The sequence below is a fragment of the Salinispora tropica CNB-440 genome (genome assembly GCF_000016425.1).
Classification (GTDB): Bacteria; Actinomycetota; Actinomycetes; order Mycobacteriales; family Micromonosporaceae; genus Micromonospora; species Micromonospora tropica.
The window spans coordinates 4,292,056-4,311,553 of sequence record NC_009380.1 but is presented as its reverse complement, the minus strand read 5'-3'; the positions used below and the strand labels follow the sequence as shown (position 1 = coordinate 4,311,553).

At 72.5% G+C, this 19,498-nt stretch carries 14 protein-coding genes; 12 read left to right on the top strand and 2 right to left on the bottom strand.

The annotated features are described in order from the left end of the window. Positions 1 to 8 precede the first annotated feature (8 nt). The gene (locus STROP_RS18910) at positions 9 to 476 is read left to right on the top strand and encodes a hypothetical protein (protein ID WP_012014967.1); all 468 of its coding nucleotides are present in this window, start codon (positions 9 to 11) and stop codon (positions 474 to 476) included. A 7-nt stretch (positions 477 to 483) separates the two neighbouring features. Here STROP_RS18910 and STROP_RS18905 read toward each other — a convergent pair whose 3' ends face one another. Then, positions 484 to 1,446, bottom strand: a complete 963-nt coding sequence (locus STROP_RS18905; RefSeq protein WP_012014966.1) for a GNAT family N-acetyltransferase — start codon at positions 1,444 to 1,446, stop codon at positions 484 to 486. Between the two features lie 78 nt (positions 1,447 to 1,524). On the opposite strand from STROP_RS18905, the gene fdxA reads away from it, so the two are divergent. From fdxA to STROP_RS18875, 6 genes are all read left to right on the top strand, one after another. Continuing rightward, complete coding sequence (fdxA, locus tag STROP_RS18900) at positions 1,525 to 1,851, top strand: ferredoxin (RefSeq protein ID WP_012014965.1); 327 nt, start codon at positions 1,525 to 1,527, stop codon at positions 1,849 to 1,851. Further along, entirely contained in the window at positions 1,848 to 2,954 is a 1,107-nt protein-coding gene (gene dapC, locus STROP_RS18895; protein ID WP_012014964.1) for a succinyldiaminopimelate transaminase, read from the top strand. Before fdxA ends, dapC begins: the two co-directional genes overlap by 4 nt. An 18-nt stretch (positions 2,955 to 2,972) precedes the next feature. After that, a complete protein-coding gene (locus tag STROP_RS18890) occupies positions 2,973 to 4,058 on the top strand; it encodes a prephenate dehydrogenase (protein ID WP_012014963.1) in 1,086 nt (361 codons plus the stop codon). Between the two features lie 9 nt (positions 4,059 to 4,067). After that, a complete protein-coding gene (locus STROP_RS18885) occupies positions 4,068 to 4,706 on the top strand; it encodes an SIMPL domain-containing protein (protein ID WP_012014962.1) in 639 nt (212 codons plus the stop codon). Next, complete coding sequence (locus STROP_RS18880; RefSeq protein ID WP_028569485.1) at positions 4,706 to 5,353, top strand: nucleoside/nucleotide kinase family protein; 648 nt, start codon at positions 4,706 to 4,708, stop codon at positions 5,351 to 5,353. The genes STROP_RS18885 and STROP_RS18880 overlap by 1 nt, the downstream gene beginning before the upstream one ends. Positions 5,354 to 5,618: 265 nt before the next feature. Then, positions 5,619 to 8,942 (top strand): S8 family serine peptidase, encoded by a 3,324-nt coding sequence (locus STROP_RS18875; protein ID WP_043535667.1) that lies wholly within the window; start codon positions 5,619 to 5,621, stop codon positions 8,940 to 8,942. A gap of 65 nt (positions 8,943 to 9,007) precedes the next feature. Here the strand turns inward: STROP_RS18875 and dapD are convergent, their stop codons facing one another. Then, positions 9,008 to 9,967, bottom strand: a complete 960-nt coding sequence (gene dapD / locus STROP_RS18870) for a 2,3,4,5-tetrahydropyridine-2,6-dicarboxylate N-succinyltransferase (RefSeq protein ID WP_012014959.1) — start codon at positions 9,965 to 9,967, stop codon at positions 9,008 to 9,010. 24 nt (positions 9,968 to 9,991) lie between these two features. Between dapD and dapE the strand changes: the two genes are divergently transcribed. From dapE to STROP_RS18845, 5 genes are all read left to right on the top strand, one after another. After that, complete coding sequence (gene dapE, locus STROP_RS18865; protein WP_012014958.1) at positions 9,992 to 11,065, top strand: succinyl-diaminopimelate desuccinylase; 1,074 nt, start codon at positions 9,992 to 9,994, stop codon at positions 11,063 to 11,065. 50 nt (positions 11,066 to 11,115) lie between these two features. Further along, positions 11,116 to 11,967 (top strand): LOG family protein, encoded by an 852-nt coding sequence (locus STROP_RS18860; protein ID WP_012014957.1) that lies wholly within the window; start codon positions 11,116 to 11,118, stop codon positions 11,965 to 11,967. A gap of 2 nt (positions 11,968 to 11,969) precedes the next feature. Next, positions 11,970 to 12,515, top strand: a complete 546-nt coding sequence (locus STROP_RS18855; RefSeq protein ID WP_012014956.1) for an LOG family protein — start codon at positions 11,970 to 11,972, stop codon at positions 12,513 to 12,515. Positions 12,516 to 12,613: 98 nt separating this feature from the next. Further along, positions 12,614 to 16,048 carry an ATP-dependent helicase gene (locus STROP_RS18850; protein WP_012014955.1) on the top strand — a complete coding sequence of 1,145 codons (3,435 nt, stop codon included), beginning with the start codon at positions 12,614 to 12,616 and terminating at the stop codon, positions 16,046 to 16,048. Then, complete coding sequence (locus STROP_RS18845; RefSeq protein ID WP_012014954.1) at positions 16,045 to 19,479, top strand: ATP-dependent helicase; 3,435 nt, start codon at positions 16,045 to 16,047, stop codon at positions 19,477 to 19,479. Before STROP_RS18850 ends, STROP_RS18845 begins: the two co-directional genes overlap by 4 nt. Positions 19,480 to 19,498 lie beyond the last annotated feature (19 nt).

Below are 19,498 nucleotides of genomic sequence, written 5' to 3'. Positions count from 1 at the left end.
AGGGTGCGATGAGGCAGCGGTGGCGGGTGACCGGAGCGCTGGCGGGTGCGCTGTTCGCGGTCAACGTGGTCGCTCGGGTGATCATCCGAGTGGGTTTCGACGATGCGGACACGACCGCGGCTGACCGGGTGTCACTCGGGATGTTCGTGGTGATCGGGGTGGGCCTGGCCGCGGTCGCCTTCGACTGGAGCCGCCGCCGGCCCGCCGCCGAGTGGGGGGCGGACATCGCCGCCGCGGTCGGTGTCGCGCTGGCGTTGACCGTGCTGGTCGGGCCGCTGCTGGTGGGGAAGAATCCGTTCGGTGACGGCGCGGGAACCTTCTTCGCGCAGATCTGGCTCTATTTCGCGGTCACCGGTATCGGGGTGCTGCTGGGCTACCTGCTGGCCGTCGCGCTCGGCCTGGACCACCGCTCCAAGGCGCTGAAGCGGTACGCCGAGTCGAAGGCGGCGAAGCCTCACAGGTCTGTCCGCCGCTGACCCCGGGTCAGCCGGCCGGTGCGGTTCGGGTCCGGTAGGTGTGATGGGTGGTGAAACCCAGCGCTCGATAGAGCGGCACCGCTTCCGCATTGCCCTGTTCGACCTGGAGGAAGGCGTTGGTCGCGCCGACCGCCGCACCCCACGCGGCCAGGGCGTGAACCACCTGCCGGGCCAGTCCTCGCCGGCGGTCCTCGGGTGCTACCTCGATCAGACTGAGGCCGAGCCAACGGCCCGCCCCGGTGACGGTGCCCCGGCCGACAGCGACCAGCCGGCCGTCAACGCGTACCTGGGCGAAGCGGATCTGGGGCACGGCGGTGAGCACGTGTCGGGCGGCGGCCGACAGGTCTCCCTTGCGGTTGGCGGCGACCGCCAGCCAGTCCGCCGACGGCGTGGTGGTCAGTTCGACCGGCGGTGCGCCGGCGACGGTGGGCCGGGCGGGCGGCAGCGCGGCCAGCGGTGCCGTCTGGACGAGCGTCGGCCGGCCACCGCTCCAACCTCGGGCATCGAGCTCCGCACTGACCGGGGCGGCGAGCGGAAGCGGCGTGTTGATCAGTGCTGGTCGACCGAGGTCGGCATACCAGCGCTGCACGGCGTCGATCGCGGCGGGCAGCGGCCGGTCTGGGTCGCCGACCGGTAGCGCCGAGTTGGCGCGTCCGGTCCAGCCGTCGGCGCTGCGCAGCAGCCAACCGCCCAGGCGGGCCCGGGTCGGTGCCGGCCAGGCCTCGTCGGCCGCGTGCTCCAGCGCGGCCACCGCGGCAGCTGTCGGCCGTCGGGAGGGGGGTACTCGCCTCGCCCGGTGGATCTCGGCCCTGGGCACCTCGGTCCGACCTTGCGTGGTGACGAGGGTGAGATGGCTCTCGCTCAGCTCCGCCAACTCGCCGAGGAGGTCGGAGAAGAGCGGCCGGCCTGCGCGAATCCCCACAATCCGGCGGACCACGACGCGCTGTCCCACATCCTCCTGTCGGAGCACGATCGACCTCCTCCCTGACGAGATACTAGGCTCATACCGTCGCGGGTGATCGCGGCGTGTCTGCGGAGGAGAAGATCGGTGACCTACATCATCGCCGAGCCGTGCGTGGATGTGCTCGACAAGGCATGCATCGAGGAGTGCCCGGTCGACTGCATTTACGAGGGCAACCGGATGCTCTACATCCACCCCGACGAGTGCGTCGACTGTGGTGCCTGTGAGCCGGTGTGTCCGGTCGAGGCGATCTTCTACGAAGACGACGTGCCGGAGCAGTGGAAGGACTACACCGCGGCCAACTACGAGTTCTTCGAGGACCTGGGCTCGCCCGGTGGAGCCTCGAAGATCGGCAAGGTGGAGAAGGACGCCACCTTCGTCGCGGCGCAGGCGCCGCGTGGAGAGGCACACTGAACCGGCCCACGCCGGTCTCGGCTCGGCTGCCGGAGTTCACCTGGGACGCCCTGGACGCCGCGGCCGCTCTGGCCGCGGCGCACCCGGGGGGCCTGATCAACCTCTCCATCGGTACGCCGGTCGACCCGGTGCCGCCGTCGATTCGGCAGGCGCTGGCGGACGCGTCGGACGCTCCCGGATACCCGCTGACCGCCGGCTCGCCGGCGCTGCGGACCGCGATGGCGGCCTGGGCGGCGCGGGCCTGCGGTGCCAACCCGGAGGGGCTGGGCGTGCTTCCGGTCGTGGGGTCGAAGGAACTGGTCGCCTGGCTACCCACGCTGCTCGGGATCGGGCCGCAGGACGTGGTCGTGGTGCCGTCGGTCGCGTACCCGACCTACGAGGACGGGGCTCGGCTCGCCGGGGCGACCGTCGTACGGTCTGATTCGTTGACCGCCCTCGGTCCGACCCCCCGGGTCCGCCTGGTCTGGGTGAACTCGCCGGGGAACCCGACGGGGCGGGTGCTGCCCGCCGCCCACCTGCGCAAGGTGGTCGACTGGGCCCGTGAGCGCGGTGCGGTCGTCGCCAGTGACGAGTGTTACCTGCCGTTGGGCTGGGAGGCCGAGCCGGTCTCGGTGCTGTCGCCACAGGTCTGCGGCGACTCGTACCGCAGCGTCCTGGCGGTGCACTCGCTGTCGAAGCGCTCCAACCTCGCCGGCTACCGGGCCGGCCTTGTGGCCGGTGACCCGGTGCTCGTCGCCGAGCTGCTCAAGGTGCGCAAGCACGCTGGCATGATCATGCCAGCGCCGGTTCAGGCCGCGATGGTGACCGCCCTCCAGGACGAGCGGGACGCCACCGAGCAGCGGGAGCGCTACCGAGCCCGGCGTGCCGTGCTGCGCGCCGCATTCACCGCCGCCGGATTTACCGTCGAGCACTCGGAGGCCGGCCTCTATCTGTGGCTGACCCGGGACGAGGACTGCTGGGCCACGGTCGACTGGCTGGCCCGGCGGGGCATCCTGGTAGCGGCGGGTGCCCTCTACGGGCCCACCGGCGCTCGGCACGTCCGGGTGGCGTTGACCGCGTCCGACCAACACGTGGCGGCGGTCGCCGACCGGCTGACCGGCTGAGAACGGCGGGTGCCGACCGTGACCGACGCTGGGACCACCGCGGCCGAAGCGGCATACCGCGGGGTCCGTGCCGCGGTCGTGGGGACCGGTCTCATCGGGGGGTCCATCCTGCTTCGGCTTCGCGACGCCGGGCTGGACGTCACCGGTTGGGACCCGGACCCGACGACCCGGGACCAGGCGCGCGAGCGGGGAGTGTCGATCTTGGAGACCGTCGAGGCGGCGGTCGCCGGGCGGGAGTTGGTGTTCCTGTGCGGGCCGCTACCGACCCTGCCGACCGCCCTGTCGGCAGTCGCCGCGGCCAGTGGGCCCGACTGCATCCTCACCGACGTGGGTAGCACCAAGGCCGAGGTGGCCGCGGCGGCGGCCCGGCAGGGTCTGCTCCACCGGTTCGTGCCCGGGCATCCGATGGCGGGCGCCGAGCTCGCTGGGCTCACGGCGGCCGGGCCGACGCTCCTCGACGGTGCCGCGTGGGTGCTCTGCCCCGGGCCGGTGACGGCCCCGTTCCGTTGGCTCACCGGGCTGCTCCTGGCCGTGTTCGGGGCTCGGGTGGTGCCGCTGGCCGCGGCGGAGCACGACCGGGCCGCCGCCCTCGCCTCACACGTGCCGCACCTGCTCGCCGGGGCACTGGCCGGGGCGACCCATCGAACAGCCGCACCGGATGCCGTTCTCGCCCTCGCCGCCGGCAGCTTTCGCGACGGCACCCGGGTCGCGGCCACCCCGGCGGCGCGGACGGTCAACCTGCTGCTCGGCAACCGGGAGGAGGTGCTGCGGGAACTGACCGGGGTGCGGGCGTACCTGGACGACCTGGCTGCGGCCCTGCGCACCGGTGACCGGGAGCGGCTCACCGCGCGCTACGACGAGGCGGGGGCGGTTCGGCGGCTGCTGTCCGACCGGGCGTACACCACCCGGGTCCGGGACTTCCCGGTCGACGGGGACCACACCGGGGAGGTCGGCTGGCTTCGGGAGACCGGCGCGGCCGGCGGCTATCTGGGTGCCTGTCAGGTGCGCGAGGGCCGGGTTCGCTACACCGCCCGGCTGCCGCGGGCCGGATCGGGCGTGACGCGCGGCCCCGACGGGCCCGCCGACGCGGTCGACCGCCGCTAGGGTGTGCACATGGTGACTGGGCCGGTGGTGGCGGTTCGCGGAGAGTCCTTCCGGGAGGTCGCGCCGGAGCAGGCCCGGTTCGCCGTGGCCGTGCTGGCCCGGGACCGGGATCGGGAGACCACGCTGAGCCGGCTGGCCGAGCGGGCCGCGGCCGTCCGGGTGCTCCTCGACGGGTACGGCCCGATGATTGAGCGTCGGGAGACCGGCGAGCTGCGCGTCCGACCGGAGCTGCGACGCTCCGGGGAACGGGTGCGCGCCTATCACGGCAGCGTGCGCACCACCGTCACGGTTGCTGACTTCACCACCCTGGGCGAGCTGATGCTGCGCCTCGCTGACCAGGACCAGGTCGAGGTGTCGGGGCCGTGGTGGTCGCTGCGTCCGGACAGCCCGGTCTATCGCGAGGCCCGGCAGGCGGCGATCGCCGACGCGTTGCGGCGGGCCCACGAGTACGCGGAGGCCTTGGGTGCCCAGGTGACCGCGCTGGTCGAGCTCGCCGACGTGGGCGTCGATCGGCCACCCACGTTGGCCGCCATGGCCTACTCGGCTACGGCCGAAGGGGCTCCCGAGCTCGATCTGGATCCGCGATCCCAGTCGGTGCAGGCAGCGGTGCACGCACGTTTCACGATCAGTGAACCGGTCCTCGGCTGATGGGGCCGGCCCGAGTGGTACCTGTTGCCGAGCTGGTGGCGCGGGCTCGCGCGCTCGCCGACACCGGCTCGCGTCAGCTGCTGGGCATCGCCGGTGCTCCCGGGGCGGGCAAGTCCACTCTGGCCGCGCAGATCGTCGCCGCCGTCGGGCCGGCAGCCCGACTGGTCTCGATGGACGGCTTCCACCTTGCGCACGCCGAGCTTGCCCGGTTGGGCCGGGCGGGGCGAAAGGGCGCCGCGGACACGTTCGACGCCAATGGCTACGTCTCGCTGCTGCGCCGGCTGCGGCGTCTGGAGCCCACCTCGGTCTACGCGCCGGAGTTTCGGCGGGAGCTGGACGAGCCGGTGGCCGGTGTGGTCGAGGTGCCGCCGGCGGTCCGCCTGGTGGTTACCGAGGGTAACTATCTGCTGCTGCCGGATTGGCCGTGGGAGGAGATCCGGCCGCTGCTGCACGAGACGTGGTTCTTGGATCTCGACGTGGAGCAGCGGCTGCGTCGGCTCACCGCGCGGCACGAGGCGTACGGGCGCTCGCCGGCCCAGGCCCGAACCTGGGCACACGGCACCGACGAGATCAACGCCGCGCTGGTGGCGAGTACGGCGCACCGGGCTGATCTGGTGGTGCGGCTCGCCGAGCCCCCGCCGGTCTGAGTCGCCGTACGACTGTGGCGTGGCGGGCCCGCCGCTCGCCGCTGTCCCGTTGATGAGCTGCGGGTCGTCGTCGAAGCGTACCCATCCGGCGATGGCGTCAGTGCTTGTGCCGAGTTCGTAAGTGTAGATGGAACGTTATCTGCCGGCTGCCGGAGCGTGCGCTGGGAATGACATTCTGCCCTTCGTCAATGCGACTCCCGTAGATGTGACCCTCGACGAGGAGGCCCCGTTGCACCGGAGAAGAACAACGGCCGTCATCGGCCTCGTGCTCACGCTGGCGTTGACCGCGCCGACCGCCGCTTCCGCCGCGCCGACCGCCGCTTCCGCCGCCACGGCGGGAGCCCCGAAGGTCGAGCCCAACAGGCTACACACCGTTACCTTGATCACCGGGGACCGAGTCACGGTGACCGCCGCCGGCAACACCGAGGTGCGTCCCGGCCCGGACCGGAAGGACATGCGCTTCCTGATCGACCACGAGCGCGGCGGCCAGCTCTCCGTCGTGCCACAGGACGCGGTCGCGCTGATCCAGGCCGGTCGGGTCGACCGTCGGCTCTTCGACATCACCGGGTTGATCGACGCCGGCTACGACGATGCCCGTCGGGACACGCTGCCGTTGCTCGTGTCGTACTCGGGGGAACCGGGCAGCCGTGGTGCGGGCGTGTCGGCCGGCGTGCGGGTGACCCGCGACCTGCCAGCGATCAACGGTGCCGCGGTGACCGCCGGCAAGTCTGACGTCGCCGCGGTCTGGTCCGCCCTCAACGTGGGCGCGACCGACGTCCGGTTCGGCGCGGAGGAGGGCGTCGAGCGGCTCTGGCTCGACGGCCGTCGCACGATCACCCTTGACCACAGCGTCAGCCAGATCGGGGCTCCCACCGCCTGGTCGGCGGGCCTCACCGGAACGGGGGTGACCGTGGCGGTACTGGACACCGGCGTCGACGCCACCCACCCCGACCTGATCGGCAAGATCGCCGAGGCGCGCAACTTCACCGAGACGCCCGATGCCCACGACACCGTCGGGCACGGAACCCACGTCGCCTCGACCATCGCCGGCAGCGGTGTCGCGTCCGACGGTCGGTACCAGGGTGTGGCTCCCGACGCGACGCTGCTCGATGGCAAGGTCTGCCAGGACGTCGGCTGTCCCGAGTCGGCGATCCTGGCCGGCATGCAGTGGGCCGCGGTCGACAAGCGAGCTGATGTGGTGAACATGAGTCTGGGCGGGTGGGACAGCCCAGAGATCGACCCGCTGGAGGAGGCGGTCGGAGCGTTGACCGCGCAGACCGGCGCGCTCTTCGTGGTCTCGGCCGGCAATGCCGGCGGAGACGGTACGGTGGGCTCTCCGGCCAGCGCGGACGCTGCCCTGGCTGTCGGCGCCGTCGACCGGGAGGACGAACTCGCCGACTTCAGCAGTCGGGGGCCACGCGCAGGTGACGACGCGCTGAAGCCCGACATCACCGCCCCCGGGGTCGACATCGTTGCCGCTCGGTCGGCCCACGGTCGCATCGGTGAACCGGTAGGAGAGCACTACGCCCGGCTCTCCGGTACCTCAATGGCCGCCCCGCACGTGGCCGGTGCGGCGGCACTGCTCGCCCAACAGCATCCGGACTGGACGGCGGAGCAGCTCAAGTCGACTCTGATGGCGGCCGCCCGGCCGCATCCGGCGCAGACCGCGTACCAGCAGGGAGCCGGGCGGGTCGACCTGACCCGGGCGATCGGGCAGACGGTGACCAGCGATCCGGTGAGCGTCTCCTTCGGCCTGGTTCGCTGGCCACACGACGACGACCAGCCGGTCACCCGTGCCGTCTCCTGGCGCAACTCGGGATCCAGCCTGGTCGCGCTCGACCTCACGGTCGAGGCGGCCGGCCCTGGCGGCCGGGCCGCGCCCGTCGGCATGTTCATCCTCGGCACGGACCGGGTCACCATCCCCGCCGGCGGGCGGGCCGAGACCACCGTCACCGTGGACACCCGGCTGGGTGACGTCGACGGCTACTGGACCGGTCGCGTGGTGGCCCGCTCCGGTGACATCGTGTCGGTCACCCCGTTGGCGGTGAACCGTGAGGTGGAGAGCTACGACCTCACCCTGACCCACCGAGATCGGGCGGGAGCGGCGACGGCGGAATACTGGACCAACCTGGTCGGGCTGGATTCGCTCGGTCTTTGGTCCGCCTACGACGCCGACGGGACGGTGGAGGTGCGGCTTCCGAAGGGCCGGTACGGGCTGAAGTCGACGATCTTCGAGCCGGCCGGGGAGGGGCCTGTCGGCGTGACCGATCTGGTTGCGCCGGAGTTGGTGATCGACCGTGAACGAGATATCACCGTGGACGCGCGGACCGCGAAGCCGATCCGGGTAACCGTCCCCCGACGGGATGCGACCCCGGCGGTGGTCGGCATCGGCTCGTCCTTCTACAGCGCCGACGGCGACTCCTACAACCTCTTCCTGCGGGCGGACGACTTCGACGACATCACCATCGGTCAGATCGGAAACGGCAGCTTCTCCGACGAGATATTCATCGCCACCATCAGTAGTCAGTGGGCCGACCTGGAGGCGGCACACAGCCCCTACCTGTACGCGCTCAGTGAGACGATCCCCGGACGGGCGCCCACCGGCTTCGTCCGGGAGTACCACAAGAGGGATCTCGCCACCGTGAAGCACCGGTTCCACGGTGGCTACGAGGGGATGGCCGCGGAGCGGTACGTCCTGGCCACACTGGAGCAGCCCATTTTTGGAGCATTCGTCAGGCTGCCCACCACGGTGCCCGGCCAACGAGTCGAGTACTACAACACCAGGGGGGTCCGCTGGAGCGGCGTGATCAATTTTGCTGCACCGGACCTGACGCTGGCGTGGCAGGAGCCGACGGCCTGGCTGGTGTCCGAGCCGACAGCGTACCGGGCCGGCCGGACCACCCGGGAAACCTGGAACCAGGCACCGCACGGTCCCTCGTTCCCCGTGCAGACGGTGAGCGACCCGGGGGACTTCATTCATGTGAGCCGGTTGGGCGACACCATTCACGCCGGGATCCCGGTCTTCAGCGACGCCACCGGCCACCGCGGCAACTCTCTGGAAGAGACCGAGCGGATGCGGCTGTGGCGCGACGGGAAGCTGGTCGGCGAGTCGGAGGTGGCACGTTTGGGCGAGTTCCCGGTGCCGCCCGCGGAGGCGGACTACCGGCTTACCGTCGAGGCGACCCGCGGCTTCACCGACCTCAGCACCGAGGTGGAGTCCACCTGGACCTTCCGCTCGAAACACGAGACCGGTCCGGAGCCGGTCCGGCTACCGCTGTCGTCGATCCGGTTCAACCCGCCGTTGGCCGCCGACAACAGTGCCCGCGCCGGTCGGCTGCTGCGGATCCCGGTCGAGATGCGGCGACAGTCCGGCGCGGGGACCGCGACCGTCGCGAAGCTGACCGTAGACGCCTCGTACGACGGTGGGAAGACGTGGCGGACGGTGCCCGTACGGCGTACGGGTGACGGCTGGACCGCCCTGGTCCGGCACCCCGACACCCCGGGACACGTGTCGCTGCGGGCTCACGCCCGGGACACCGACGGCAACACGGTGAGCACGCGAATCCTGCAGGCGTACCGCCTGAAGTGAGTCACCCCGGTGGTTCCGCGGTAGCACCGCGGAACCACCGGTCAGCCGGTCAGCCGGTCAGCCGGTCAGTCGTTGGCGTGTAGCGCGGCGTTCAGCGCGATGCCCTGCCCGGAGCGCGGCTTCGCCTCCAGCCCGCCGGTGACCGAGTTGCGCCAGAAGAGCAGGCCGTCAACGCCGGACAGTTCGCGGGCCTTCACCACCCGACCGTCCGGCAGCGTGAGCTTGGAGCTGGCCGTGATGTAGCAGCCCGCCTCGACCACGCAGTCATCGCCGAGCGAGATGCCCACGCCCGCGTTCGCGCCGATCAGGCTCCGCTCGCCGACGCGGACCTTCTCGGTGCCGCCCCCGGAGAGAGTGCCCATGATCGAGGCGCCGCCACCGATGTCGGAGCCGTCCCCGATCACCACGCCCTGCACGATGCGTCCCTCGACCATGGAGGCACCGAGCGTGCCGGCGTTGAAGTTCACGAAGCCCTCGTGCATCACGGTCGTACCGGAGGCCAGGTGGGCGCCGATCCGGACTCGGTCCGCGTCCGCGATCCGAACTCCGGAGGGGACCACGTAGTCGGTCATTCGGGGAAACTTGTCCACCCCGTAGATGGTCAGGTGCCGGCCGGCGGCCCGCTCGATGACCCGCAGCTCGTCCACCCGCTCCGGGGGGCAGGGCCCGGCCGAGGTCCAGGCGACGTTGGCCAGTTTGCCGAAGATGCCGTCGAGGTTGAGCTCGTTGGGCCGCACCAGGCGGTGCGAGAGCAGGTGGAGCCGGAGGTACGCGTCCGCGGCGTCCTTGATCGGGTCGGCCAACGAGCTGAGCACGGTCACCAGCTGGACGGTCCGCAGGCCCGGCAGGGCCCGGTCGCCGACCGCTCCCGGCGGCAGGTCGAGGACATCCGCCTCATCCTCGCCCGGGACCAGCGGCAGCTCGCCGAGGCCCAGCTTGCCGGTCGGATACCAGGTGTCGAGTACCTGGTCATCAGCGGTTACGGTGGCCAGGCCGATGCCCCAGGCAGACTGCGCAGTCGTCACCTGTGTGACGGTACCGTGCGGCTTATGAAGAACCCGCTGACCCCCGAGGTCCTCGCTGATCCGGTGGCCCTGACCCGCGCCCTGGTCGATATCGAGTCCGTCTCCCGCAACGAGAGGGCGATCGCGGACTGTGTCGAGGATGTGCTGCGCGTTGAGCCGCACCTGACCACCTATCGGCACGGCAACACCGTGATGGCCCGTACCAGCCTCGGCCGGGACCAGCGGGTGGTGCTCGCCGGCCACCTCGACACGGTCCCGATCAACAACAACTTCCCCGCCACGGTGCGCGGCGACCTGATGTACGGCTGCGGCACCTCGGACATGAAGAGCGGTGTCGCGTACGCGTTGCACCTCGCGGTGACCCTGGCCGAGCCACGGTACGACGTGACGTACTTCTTCTATGAGGCGGAGGAGATCGAGTCGACGTACAACGGTCTCTTCCTGGTCTCCGAGGCACACCCGGAGTGGCTCGCGGCCGACTTCGCGCTGCTGCTGGAGCCGACGTACGGGATCGTGGAGGCGGGCTGCCAGGGCACCATGCGGGCAACCGTCACCACCAGCGGCGTACGGGCCCACTCGGCGCGCTCCTGGCGCGGCGTCAACGCGATCCACGCCACCGGGGAGGTGTTGCGTCGGCTCGAGGCGTACGAGGCCCGTCGGGTGACTGTCGATGGTTGCGAATACCGGGAGGGGATGAACGCGGTGCGCATCAACGGCGGGGTCGCCGGCAACGTGGTGCCCGACCGCTGCACGGTCGAGGTCAATTACCGGTTCGCGCCGGACCGTACCCCGGAGCAGGCCGAGGCGCATGTGCGGGAACTGTTCGCCGACTTCGAGGTGGCGATCACCGACCTGGCGCCCGGTGCGATGCCGGGGCTGGAGGCCGCGCCGGCGCAGGAGTTTCTGGCCGCCGTCGGTACGGCACCGATCGGCAAGCTGGGCTGGACGGATGTCGCCCGCTTCGCGGCCTTGGGCACCCCGGCGCTGAACTTCGGTCCGGGAGACCCCAATTTCGCCCACCACCCGGACGAGCACGTCGAGATCGGGAAGATCCGCGACGGTGCGGCTGTGCTGCGTCGCTGGCTTTCGGCCGCCTGAACGGCCCTGCTCCGCCCGCCCGTCGGCACCTCTCCACTACGGTTGCCTGCATGAGCGAGAGCAACGGGCGGGAAGCGGCCGGTGCGGCCCAGCGGGACCAGCACCGGGGTGCTGGGGCACCACGTCGGTCAGTGATCGGCGGCAGCACCGCCGATCAGCGGCTGCTCGACTCCCGTCAGCGCAGTGACTGGAAGACCCGGGACGCCTGGCGGGCGCTGCGGATCCTCTCCGAGTTTGTCGAGGGCTTCGACACCCTCTCCGACCTACAGCCAGCGGTGAGCGTCTTCGGTTCGGCGCGAAGCCTGCCGGACAGCCCGGAGTGCCGGATGGCCGAGGAACTGGGTGGAGCGCTGGCCCGGGCCGGCTACGCGGTCATCACCGGTGGGGGGCCGGGGGTGATGCAGGCGGCCAACCGGGGGGCCAGCGAGGCCGGCGGGCTCTCCGTCGGCCTGGGCATCGAGCTCCCCTTCGAGCAGGGCATCAACGACTGGGTCGACGTGGCGATCGATTTTCGGTACTTCTTCGCGCGGAAGACCATGTTCGTCAAGTACGCCCAGGCGTTCGTGGTGCTTCCGGGCGGTTTCGGCACGATGGACGAGCTGTTCGAGTCGCTCACCCTGGTGCAGACCGGCAAGGTGACCCGGTTCCCGGTGGTGCTGATGGGCTCCGACTACTGGCGCGGCCTGCTCGACTGGCTGCGGGACACGATGGCGGCCGAGGGTAAGATCGGGGCGATTGATCTTGAGCTGATCTGCCTCACCGACGATGTGAAGACGGCGGTGCGGCACATCGTCGAGACGGAGGCGGTGCTCTCCGCCGAGCAGGAGGCGGTTCGCGAGGAGTCCGTCGCCGTCGCCGCGGCCGAGCGACAGGCCGCTGCCGACGAGGGGGGTCGGGGCTGACCATGGCGGCCATCTGTGTCTTCTGTGCGTCTTCCCGCACGCTTGACCAGCGTTTCCTGGACCTGGCCACCGAGACCGGCGCGGAGCTGGCCCGTCGTGGTCACACGCTCGTCAGCGGTGGTGGCCGGGTCGGGATGATGGGGGCGGTGGCGGCCGGCGTGCGGGCCGCCGGCGGGCGCACGCTGGGCATCATCCCGCAGTCCCTGGTCGATCTGGAGGTCGCCGACCTCGCCTCCGACGAGCTGCTGATCACCGAGTCGATGGCCGATCGTAAGACGATCATGATCGACAAGTCGGATGCCTTCCTCGCCCTGCCCGGCGGCCTCGGCACGCTGGACGAGCTCTTCGAGGTCTGGACGACCGCCACGCTGACGCTGCACAGCAAGCCGATGACGCTGGTGGACGCCGACGGCTTCTACCGCCCGTTGCTCGACTGGCTGGGTGACCTTGCCGGGCAGACCTTCCTGAAACCGGCGGGGCTGGAGCTGCTCTCCGTCGTGGCGACCGTCCCCGCGGCCCTCGACCTCCTGGAATCCCGGTTGAGCTGAGCGCGTGACCGGCCCGCTGGGCGTTGCGAGGTAGTCCGGGCACCCGGGTGGGCGTGGGCGGGTGTGGATCTGTCGGCGGGGTCTGGTGGGATGGGGGAATGCAGGCATACCGGCTGGTACGCCGGTCCGCCGGGCCGGCGGAGGCGCCCGCCCCGGCGGGCGGGCATGCTCCGCGGGGCGAGCACGGTCGGTTGGGTGGGCGGATCGACGACCCTCGGCAGGCAGAGGTGACCGGACACACCATCGGGCCGATGTTGGTGCTTGGCGGTCCGGGCACCGGCAAGACCGCCACCCTGGTTGAGGCGGTCGCCGCGCGGGTCGCCGAGGGGGTGGATCCCGAGCGCATCTTGGTGCTCACCTTCAGCCGCCGACAAGCCACCGGCCTGCGCCAGCGCATCGAGGCCCGGATCGCCGGCGGCGGTCACCGGGTGCTGCGGGAACCACTGGTGCGCACCTTCCCGGCGTACGCGTTCGGGCTGCTGCGCCGGGCCGCCGCGGAGCGCGGCGAGCCATCGCCCCGGCTGCTCACCGGCCCCGAGCAGGATCTGATCATTCGGGAGCTGCTGGACCTGGTGGGCGAGGAGCCGGATGCCGATCCGGTGGGCTGGCCGGAGGACCTGCGCCCGGCCCTGCGTACCCGCGCCTTCGCCGCCCAGCTGCGGGACCTGCTGATGCGGGCCGCCGAGCGTGGCGTCGGTCCGGTGGAGCTGGCTCGGCTGGGCGAGCGGCTCGGTCGGGCCGACTGGCCGGCCGCCGCCCGGTTCCTTCGGGAATACGTCGCCGTGCTCGCGCTGCGTGATGTCGGCAACCGCGGTTCGATCGCCTACGACCCGGCCGAGCTGGTCCGCTCCGCCACCGGAATGCTGCTCGACGATCCGGCGCTGCTGGCCGCGGAGCGGCGCCGGCTGGCGCACGTCTACGTGGACGAGTACGCCGACACCGACCCCGCCCAGCAGGAGCTGTTGGCGACCGTGGCGGGGGGCGGCAAGGCGCTGGTCGTCCTCGCCGATCCCGACTCGTCCACGTACGCCTTCCGTGGTGCCGACCCCGGCGGTGTGGTGACCTTCCCGCACCGATTCCGGACCGCCTCCGGGGCACCGGCCGCGCAGGTCGTCTTCACCACGTCGTACCGGGCCGGTCCCCGGCTGCTGGCGGCGCACGCGCGGCTGGCCCGCCGGCTGCGCGGCCCGGCCACGCACCGGCGGACGCGGGCGCTACCCGCAGCGGCGGCGGGCGCGGCGGAGGTCCGTACGTTCCGCTCCGCCGCCAGTGAGGCGGCCTGGCTGGCGCACGCGTTGCGGGCGGCGCACCTGCTCGACGGGGTGCCCTGGTCGGAAATGGCGGTGTTGGTGCGCTCAACCGGGCGAGCGTTGCCCTCGTTGCGGCGCGCCTTGCACGCCGCCGGGGTGCCCACCGTCGTGCACGGTGAGGACCTGCCGCTGCACCTGCAACCGGCGGTCGCCCCGCTGTTGCTGCTGTTGCGCTGCGCGCTTGCCCCGGACCGGCTCGACGAGGAGGCCGCGGTCGCCCTGCTGCACTCGCCGTTGGGTGGGGCGGATCCGCTGGCGGAACGGCGGCTGCGGCAGGGGCTGCGGGTCATGGCTTTGGCCGCCGGTGACCGCCGACCCTCCGGTGAGCTGATCGTCGAGGCGCTGCGGGACCCGGCCGAACTGGCCGGTATCGACCGCCGGTGGGCGGAGCCGGCGCAGACGGTGGCCGGTCTGTTGGCGGTCACCCGGGAGACGGCCGCCCGGCCGGGTGCCACCGCCGAGGAGGTGCTCTGGGCGGTGTGGCGGGTCAGTGGCCTCGCCGAGCTCTGGTCGGCGGCGCTGGCCCGAACCCCGGCGGCGGCCGGGGAGGGGGAGGTCGCCCGGCGTCGTCGTGCCGAGGCGGCCGACCGGGACCTGGACGCGGTGATGGTGCTCTTCGACGCTGCGGCCCGGTTCACCGACCGGCTGCCCGGGGCGCGGGTCGAGGTCTTCCTCGATCATGTGCTCGGGCAGGACCTGCCCGCCGACACCCTCGCCCCGACCGCCGACCGGGGCGACGCGGTCCGGCTGCTCACCGCGCACGCCGCGAAGGGGCTGGAGTGGGACCTGGTCGCCGTCGCCGGAGTGCAGGAGGGCGTCTGGCCTGACCTGCGGCTGCGTGGCAGTCTACTCGGGTCGGAGCGCCTTGTGGACGTGCTCGCCGGCCGCTCGGCCGGCGAGGGACGGCGGGTCTCCGTCGTTGGCCAGACCTCGGCCCTGCTGGACGAGGAACGACGGCTCTTCCACGTCGCGGTGACCCGGGCGCGACGCCGGCTGATGGTCAGCGCCGTCGCCAGCGCCGCCGTCGGCGGCGACGACCACGACGAGCAGCCGAGCCGATTCCTGCACGAACTCGGCGTGGCCGACCCCCCGCCGGGCGGGGGCGGAGGACCGGACGGAGACGCGAGACCGGGCGAGGGCGCGGGATCGGACGGAGACGCGGGACCGGGCGAGGACGCGGGATCGGACGACGCCCGGACGGGCGCGTTGCCGCTCAGCCGGCCGCCCCGGGCGCTCACGCTGGCGTCGCTGGTGGCGGAGCTGCGTACCGCGGTGACCGACCCGAGCGCGCCGGTGCTCCGGCGGCGGGCGGCCGCGGCGGAGCTGGCCCGGCTCGCCGCCGAGGGGGTCGCCGGGGCGCACCCGGATGACTGGTGGGGGCTGCGTCCGCTCTCCGACGAACGGCCGCTGGTCGCCGACGGCGAGCCGGTGCGGGTCACTCCGTCCGGGATGGAGAGCGCTCTGCGGTGCAGCCTGCGCTGGCTGCTCGAACGCCACGGCGGCGGCGCGCCGGCCAGCGCGGCGCAGGGGGTGGGAAACCTGGTGCACGCCGCCGCGATGCTGGCCGAGAACGCCAGCTCGGACCGGCGGGCGTTGCTCGACTACGTGGCGGCCCGGTTCGACGCGATCGAGTTGGCGGCCCGCTGGATGGTCGGCCCGGAGCAGGCCCGCGCCGAGGCGATGGTGGACAAGCTGCTGCGTTGGCTGGCCACCAACCCGCGTCGGCTGCTCGCCATCGAGCACGAGTTCGCCGTCCGACTGGACGACTCACGCCACCCGGTTGACCTGGTCGGCCGGGTGGACCGGCTGGAGGTCGACTCGGACGGCCGGCTCGTGGTGGTTGACCTCAAGACCGGCAAGTCGACTGCGGTGACCGCGGCAGACCTCACCGAGCATCCCCAGCTGGGCGCGTACCAGGCGGCGGTCGAGGCGGGCGCGTTCGCTGAGTTCGGGACGGAGTCCGGGGGAGCATCCCTGGTGCAGCTCGGCACCGGCGCCAAGGAAGCCCGGGAACAGGCCCAGCCGCCGGCCGGCGAGGGGCCGGCGGCCGGCTGGGCGACCGCCCTGGTCCGGCGGACCGCCGAGACGATGGCCGCCACCACCTTTGCCGCGGTCGCCAACTCGAAGTGTCGGGTCTGTCCGGTGCGCACCAGCTGCCCGGTGTCCGGGCAGGGGCGTCAGGTCGTCGAGCCGCCGAGCACTCGCCCACCGGAGGGCCCGTGAACCAGCCGACCCTGTTCAGCGCGGCGACCCCGACACCCCGTACGGCCGATTCCGGGCCCCGGTACACCCCGGTCGAGTTGGCGAAGCTGCTGAGACTGCCGGCACCCACCCGGGAACAGGCCGCGATCATCGCCGCCCCGGTGGAGCCGTTACTTGTCGTCGCGGGCGCCGGTTCCGGCAAGACCGAGACGATGGCCGCCCGGGTGGTTTGGTTGGTGGCCAACTCGTACGTCCAACCGGAGCAGGTGCTCGGTCTGACGTTCACCCGCAAGGCCGCCGGGGAGCTGGCGCACCGTGTCCGGACCCGACTCGGTCAGCTCGTTCGCCGGCTCGGGCGCAACGGGCGTCACCCGCTCGACGATCCGTTGTCCGGCGAGCCGACGGTCGCCACCTACCACTCGTATGCCGGGCGGGTGGTGACCGAACATGGGCTGCGCGCCGGCTACGAGCCGGCCACCCGGCTGCTCACCGAGGCGTCCCGCTGGCAGCTCGTCGACCTGATCGTGCGCACCTACGACGGCGACATGTCCGAGGTGGACCGGATGCCGAGCACGGTCACCGACGCGGTGCTGGCCCTCGCCGGCGAGTTGGACGAGCACCTGGTTGAGCCGGATCACCTGTCGGCCTGGACCGGGCGGTTCTTCGCCGACGTGCAGTCCCGCCCCGGCCGCGTCTACGCCGACGTGCGTCGGGCTCTCACGCTCGCGCAGGTCCGGTTGAAGCTGCTGCCGCTGGTCCGGGCATATGCCCGGCGCAAGGAGGATTTCGAGGCGATGGACTTCGCCGACCAGCTCGCCCGGGCGGCCCGGGTCGCCCGGGATCACCCGGTGGTCGGTGAGATCGAGCGGGATCGTTACCGGGTGGTACTGCTCGACGAATACCAGGACACCAGCCACGCCCAGGTGGTGCTGCTGAACGCGCTCTTCGGTGGCGGGCACCCGGTGACCGCGGTCGGTGACCCCTGCCAGTCGATCTACGGTTGGCGGGGCGCGAGCGCGGGCACCCTCGACCGGTTCCGCACCGAGTTCGCCCAGACCGATGGTGCTCCGGCCCAGGTCCGCACGCTGACCACCAGCTGGCGTAACCGACCGGAGATCCTCGGGGTGGCGAACGCCCTCGCCACCCCACTCCGTGCCGCCGGTGCCCGGGTGCCGGAGCTGCGTGCCGCGCTCAGCGTCAAGGAGCCGATCCCGCACCGCACCCCCCGCGGGTTCGCAGCCGGCACCGTCCACTGTGCGTTGTTGAGCACCTACGCGGACGAGGCGGACTGGATCGCCGACAGCCTGCTGCGCGCCTGGCAGGGGGCGGCGGGGACGCCCGGCGTGATGCCCGAACACCTCCCGGTCGTGGCGCGCCCCACCACCGCGGTGCTGGTACGACTGCGCAGCCAGATTCCGGCGATCGAGTCCGCGCTGCGGGCCCGGGGCCTGCCGGTCGACGTGGTGGGGCTGGGCGGCCTGCTGGACACGCCGGAGGTGCGGGATGTGGTCTGCACGCTGCGGGTGTTGGCCGACCCGACCGACGGAGCGGCGCTGCTTCGGCTGCTGACCGGTGCCCGGTGGCGGATCGGGCCGCGGGACCTGGTGGCCCTACACCGTCGGGCCCGGGCCATCGCCGCCGCGCGCCGGCAACTCGCGGCGGATGACGAGCCGGAGATCGTGCCGGATGTGCTGGACGAGGCGACCCTGGTGGAGGCCCTGGCCGATCTGGGGCCGGCGCCGGCGTACTCGGCGGAGGGCTATGCCCGGCTGCGTGCCGCCGCCCAGGAGCTGGGCCTGCTGCGCTACCGGCTGGACCAGTCGCTGCCAGACCTCATCGCCGACGTCGAGCGGACGATCGGCCTGGACGTGGAGGTGGCGGTGCGTGCCGGCCGGGACGGGGCTGGCGACGCCGGACTGGCCCGGGGCCACCTGGATGCGCTCGGTGACGTCGCGGCCCGGTTCAGTGGGGAGACGCCAGGTGCCACACTCTCGGCCTTCCTCGCCTATCTGGCGGCGGCGGAGGACGAGGAGCGCGGGCTCGCCCCCGGTGAGGTAGAGGTGGTCGAGGGGGCGGTGCAGGTCCTCACCGCGCACGCGGCCAAGGGCCTGGAGTGGGACGTCGTGGCGGTGGCCGGGCTCAGTCGCGGGGTGTGGCCGGGGCCGGTGCGCAACTCCGATCACTGGTTGGGCGGGCTGGGGGTGCTGCCGTTCCCGCTGCGCGGCGACGCCGACGGGTTGCCGGTGTTGGCGCTGGCAGAGGCGGAGGAGCAGCGCGGGGTGGCGCAGGCCCTGGCGGACTTCACCGCTGCATGGCGGGCGCACGACGAGCGGGAGGAGCGGCGGTTGGCATATGTCGCGGTGACTCGTCCCCGCCGGCTGCTGCTCTGCTCCGGGCATTGGTGGGGGGAGGGCACCAAACGCCCGCGCGGTCCCTCCGCGCTGCTCCGTGACGTGCATCAGGCCTGCCTGAACGGCGGCGCTGGGCAGGTGGTCGACGAGTGGGCGGCGGAGCCCGCCCCGGACGCGGTGAACCCCACGACCGAGGTGGTGCTTCGGGCGGAGTGGCCGGCTGACCCGTTGGGCGCCCGACGGCCGGTGCTCGCCGAGGCGGCCACGTTGGTTCGACGCTATCTGACGGATGGGGTGCCGACCCGTCCAGCGTCCGGCGGCGTGACTGCGGCCGGCCCCCCGGTGCCGGGTGCGAGCGATTCGGTTGCGGACGACCCGGGTGGCGACGACCCGGAGGTGGTGCGTTGGCGCCGGGAGGCCGACCTGCTGCTCGCCGAGCGGGCCGAGCTGACCCGGCAGGCTGGCCCGATCGAGGTCGCGCTGCCCGCTGCGCTCTCGGTCACCCAACTGGTGACGCTGCGACGGGACCCGGCGGCCCTGGCGCGGTCACTGCGCCGGCCCCTGCCCACCGAGCCGAACCCGTACGCTCGTCGGGGTACCGCCTTCCATACCTGGCTGGAGCAGCGGTTCGGGGCTGGCCGACTGCTCGACGTGGACGAGTTGCCCGGTGCCGCGGACGCGGACGCCGCGCCGGATGAGGCGCTTGCCGAACTCCAGGAGCGCTTCCTGGCCAGCGAGTGGGCGGATCGGACGCCGGCCGAGGTCGAGGTGCCGTTCGCGACGGTGATCGCCGGAGTGGTCGTCCGGGGCCGGATGGACGCGGTTTTTGGCCGGCCCGGCGGCCGGTTCGATGTGGTGGACTGGAAGACCGGCCGGCAGCCCACCGGAGCGGCCGCCGCCGCGGCAGCGGTGCAGCTCGCCGTCTATCGGCTGGCCTGGGCGGAGCTGGCGGGAGTCTCGGTTGCGCAGGTGGGCGCGGCGTTCCACTACGTCCGGGACGGGATGACGGTGCGACCGGTGGACCTGCTTGACGCGGCGGGTCTCACCGCGCTGATCGCCTCGGTCCCGGAACGTGGGGCTGTGGAGGCCACCGCTGGCTGAGTCAGTAATTTGCGTTGGG

Bases quoted from the DNA above. Each gene is read 5' to 3' on its own strand.
- STROP_RS18910 (WP_012014967.1), top strand. From the start codon at position 9: ATGAGGCAGCGGTGGCGGGTGACCGGAGCGCTGGCGGGTGCGCTGTTC.
- STROP_RS18885 (WP_012014962.1), top strand. From the start codon at position 4,068: ATGGTGACTGGGCCGGTGGTGGCGGTTCGCGGAGAGTCCTTCCGGGAG.
- STROP_RS18880 (WP_028569485.1), top strand. From the start codon at position 4,706: ATGGGGCCGGCCCGAGTGGTACCTGTTGCCGAGCTGGTGGCGCGGGCT.
- dapE (WP_012014958.1), top strand. From the start codon at position 9,992: ATGAAGAACCCGCTGACCCCCGAGGTCCTCGCTGATCCGGTGGCCCTG.
- STROP_RS18860 (WP_012014957.1), top strand. From the start codon at position 11,116: ATGAGCGAGAGCAACGGGCGGGAAGCGGCCGGTGCGGCCCAGCGGGAC.
- STROP_RS18855 (WP_012014956.1), top strand. From the start codon at position 11,970: ATGGCGGCCATCTGTGTCTTCTGTGCGTCTTCCCGCACGCTTGACCAG.
- STROP_RS18850 (WP_012014955.1), top strand. From the start codon at position 12,614: ATGCAGGCATACCGGCTGGTACGCCGGTCCGCCGGGCCGGCGGAGGCG.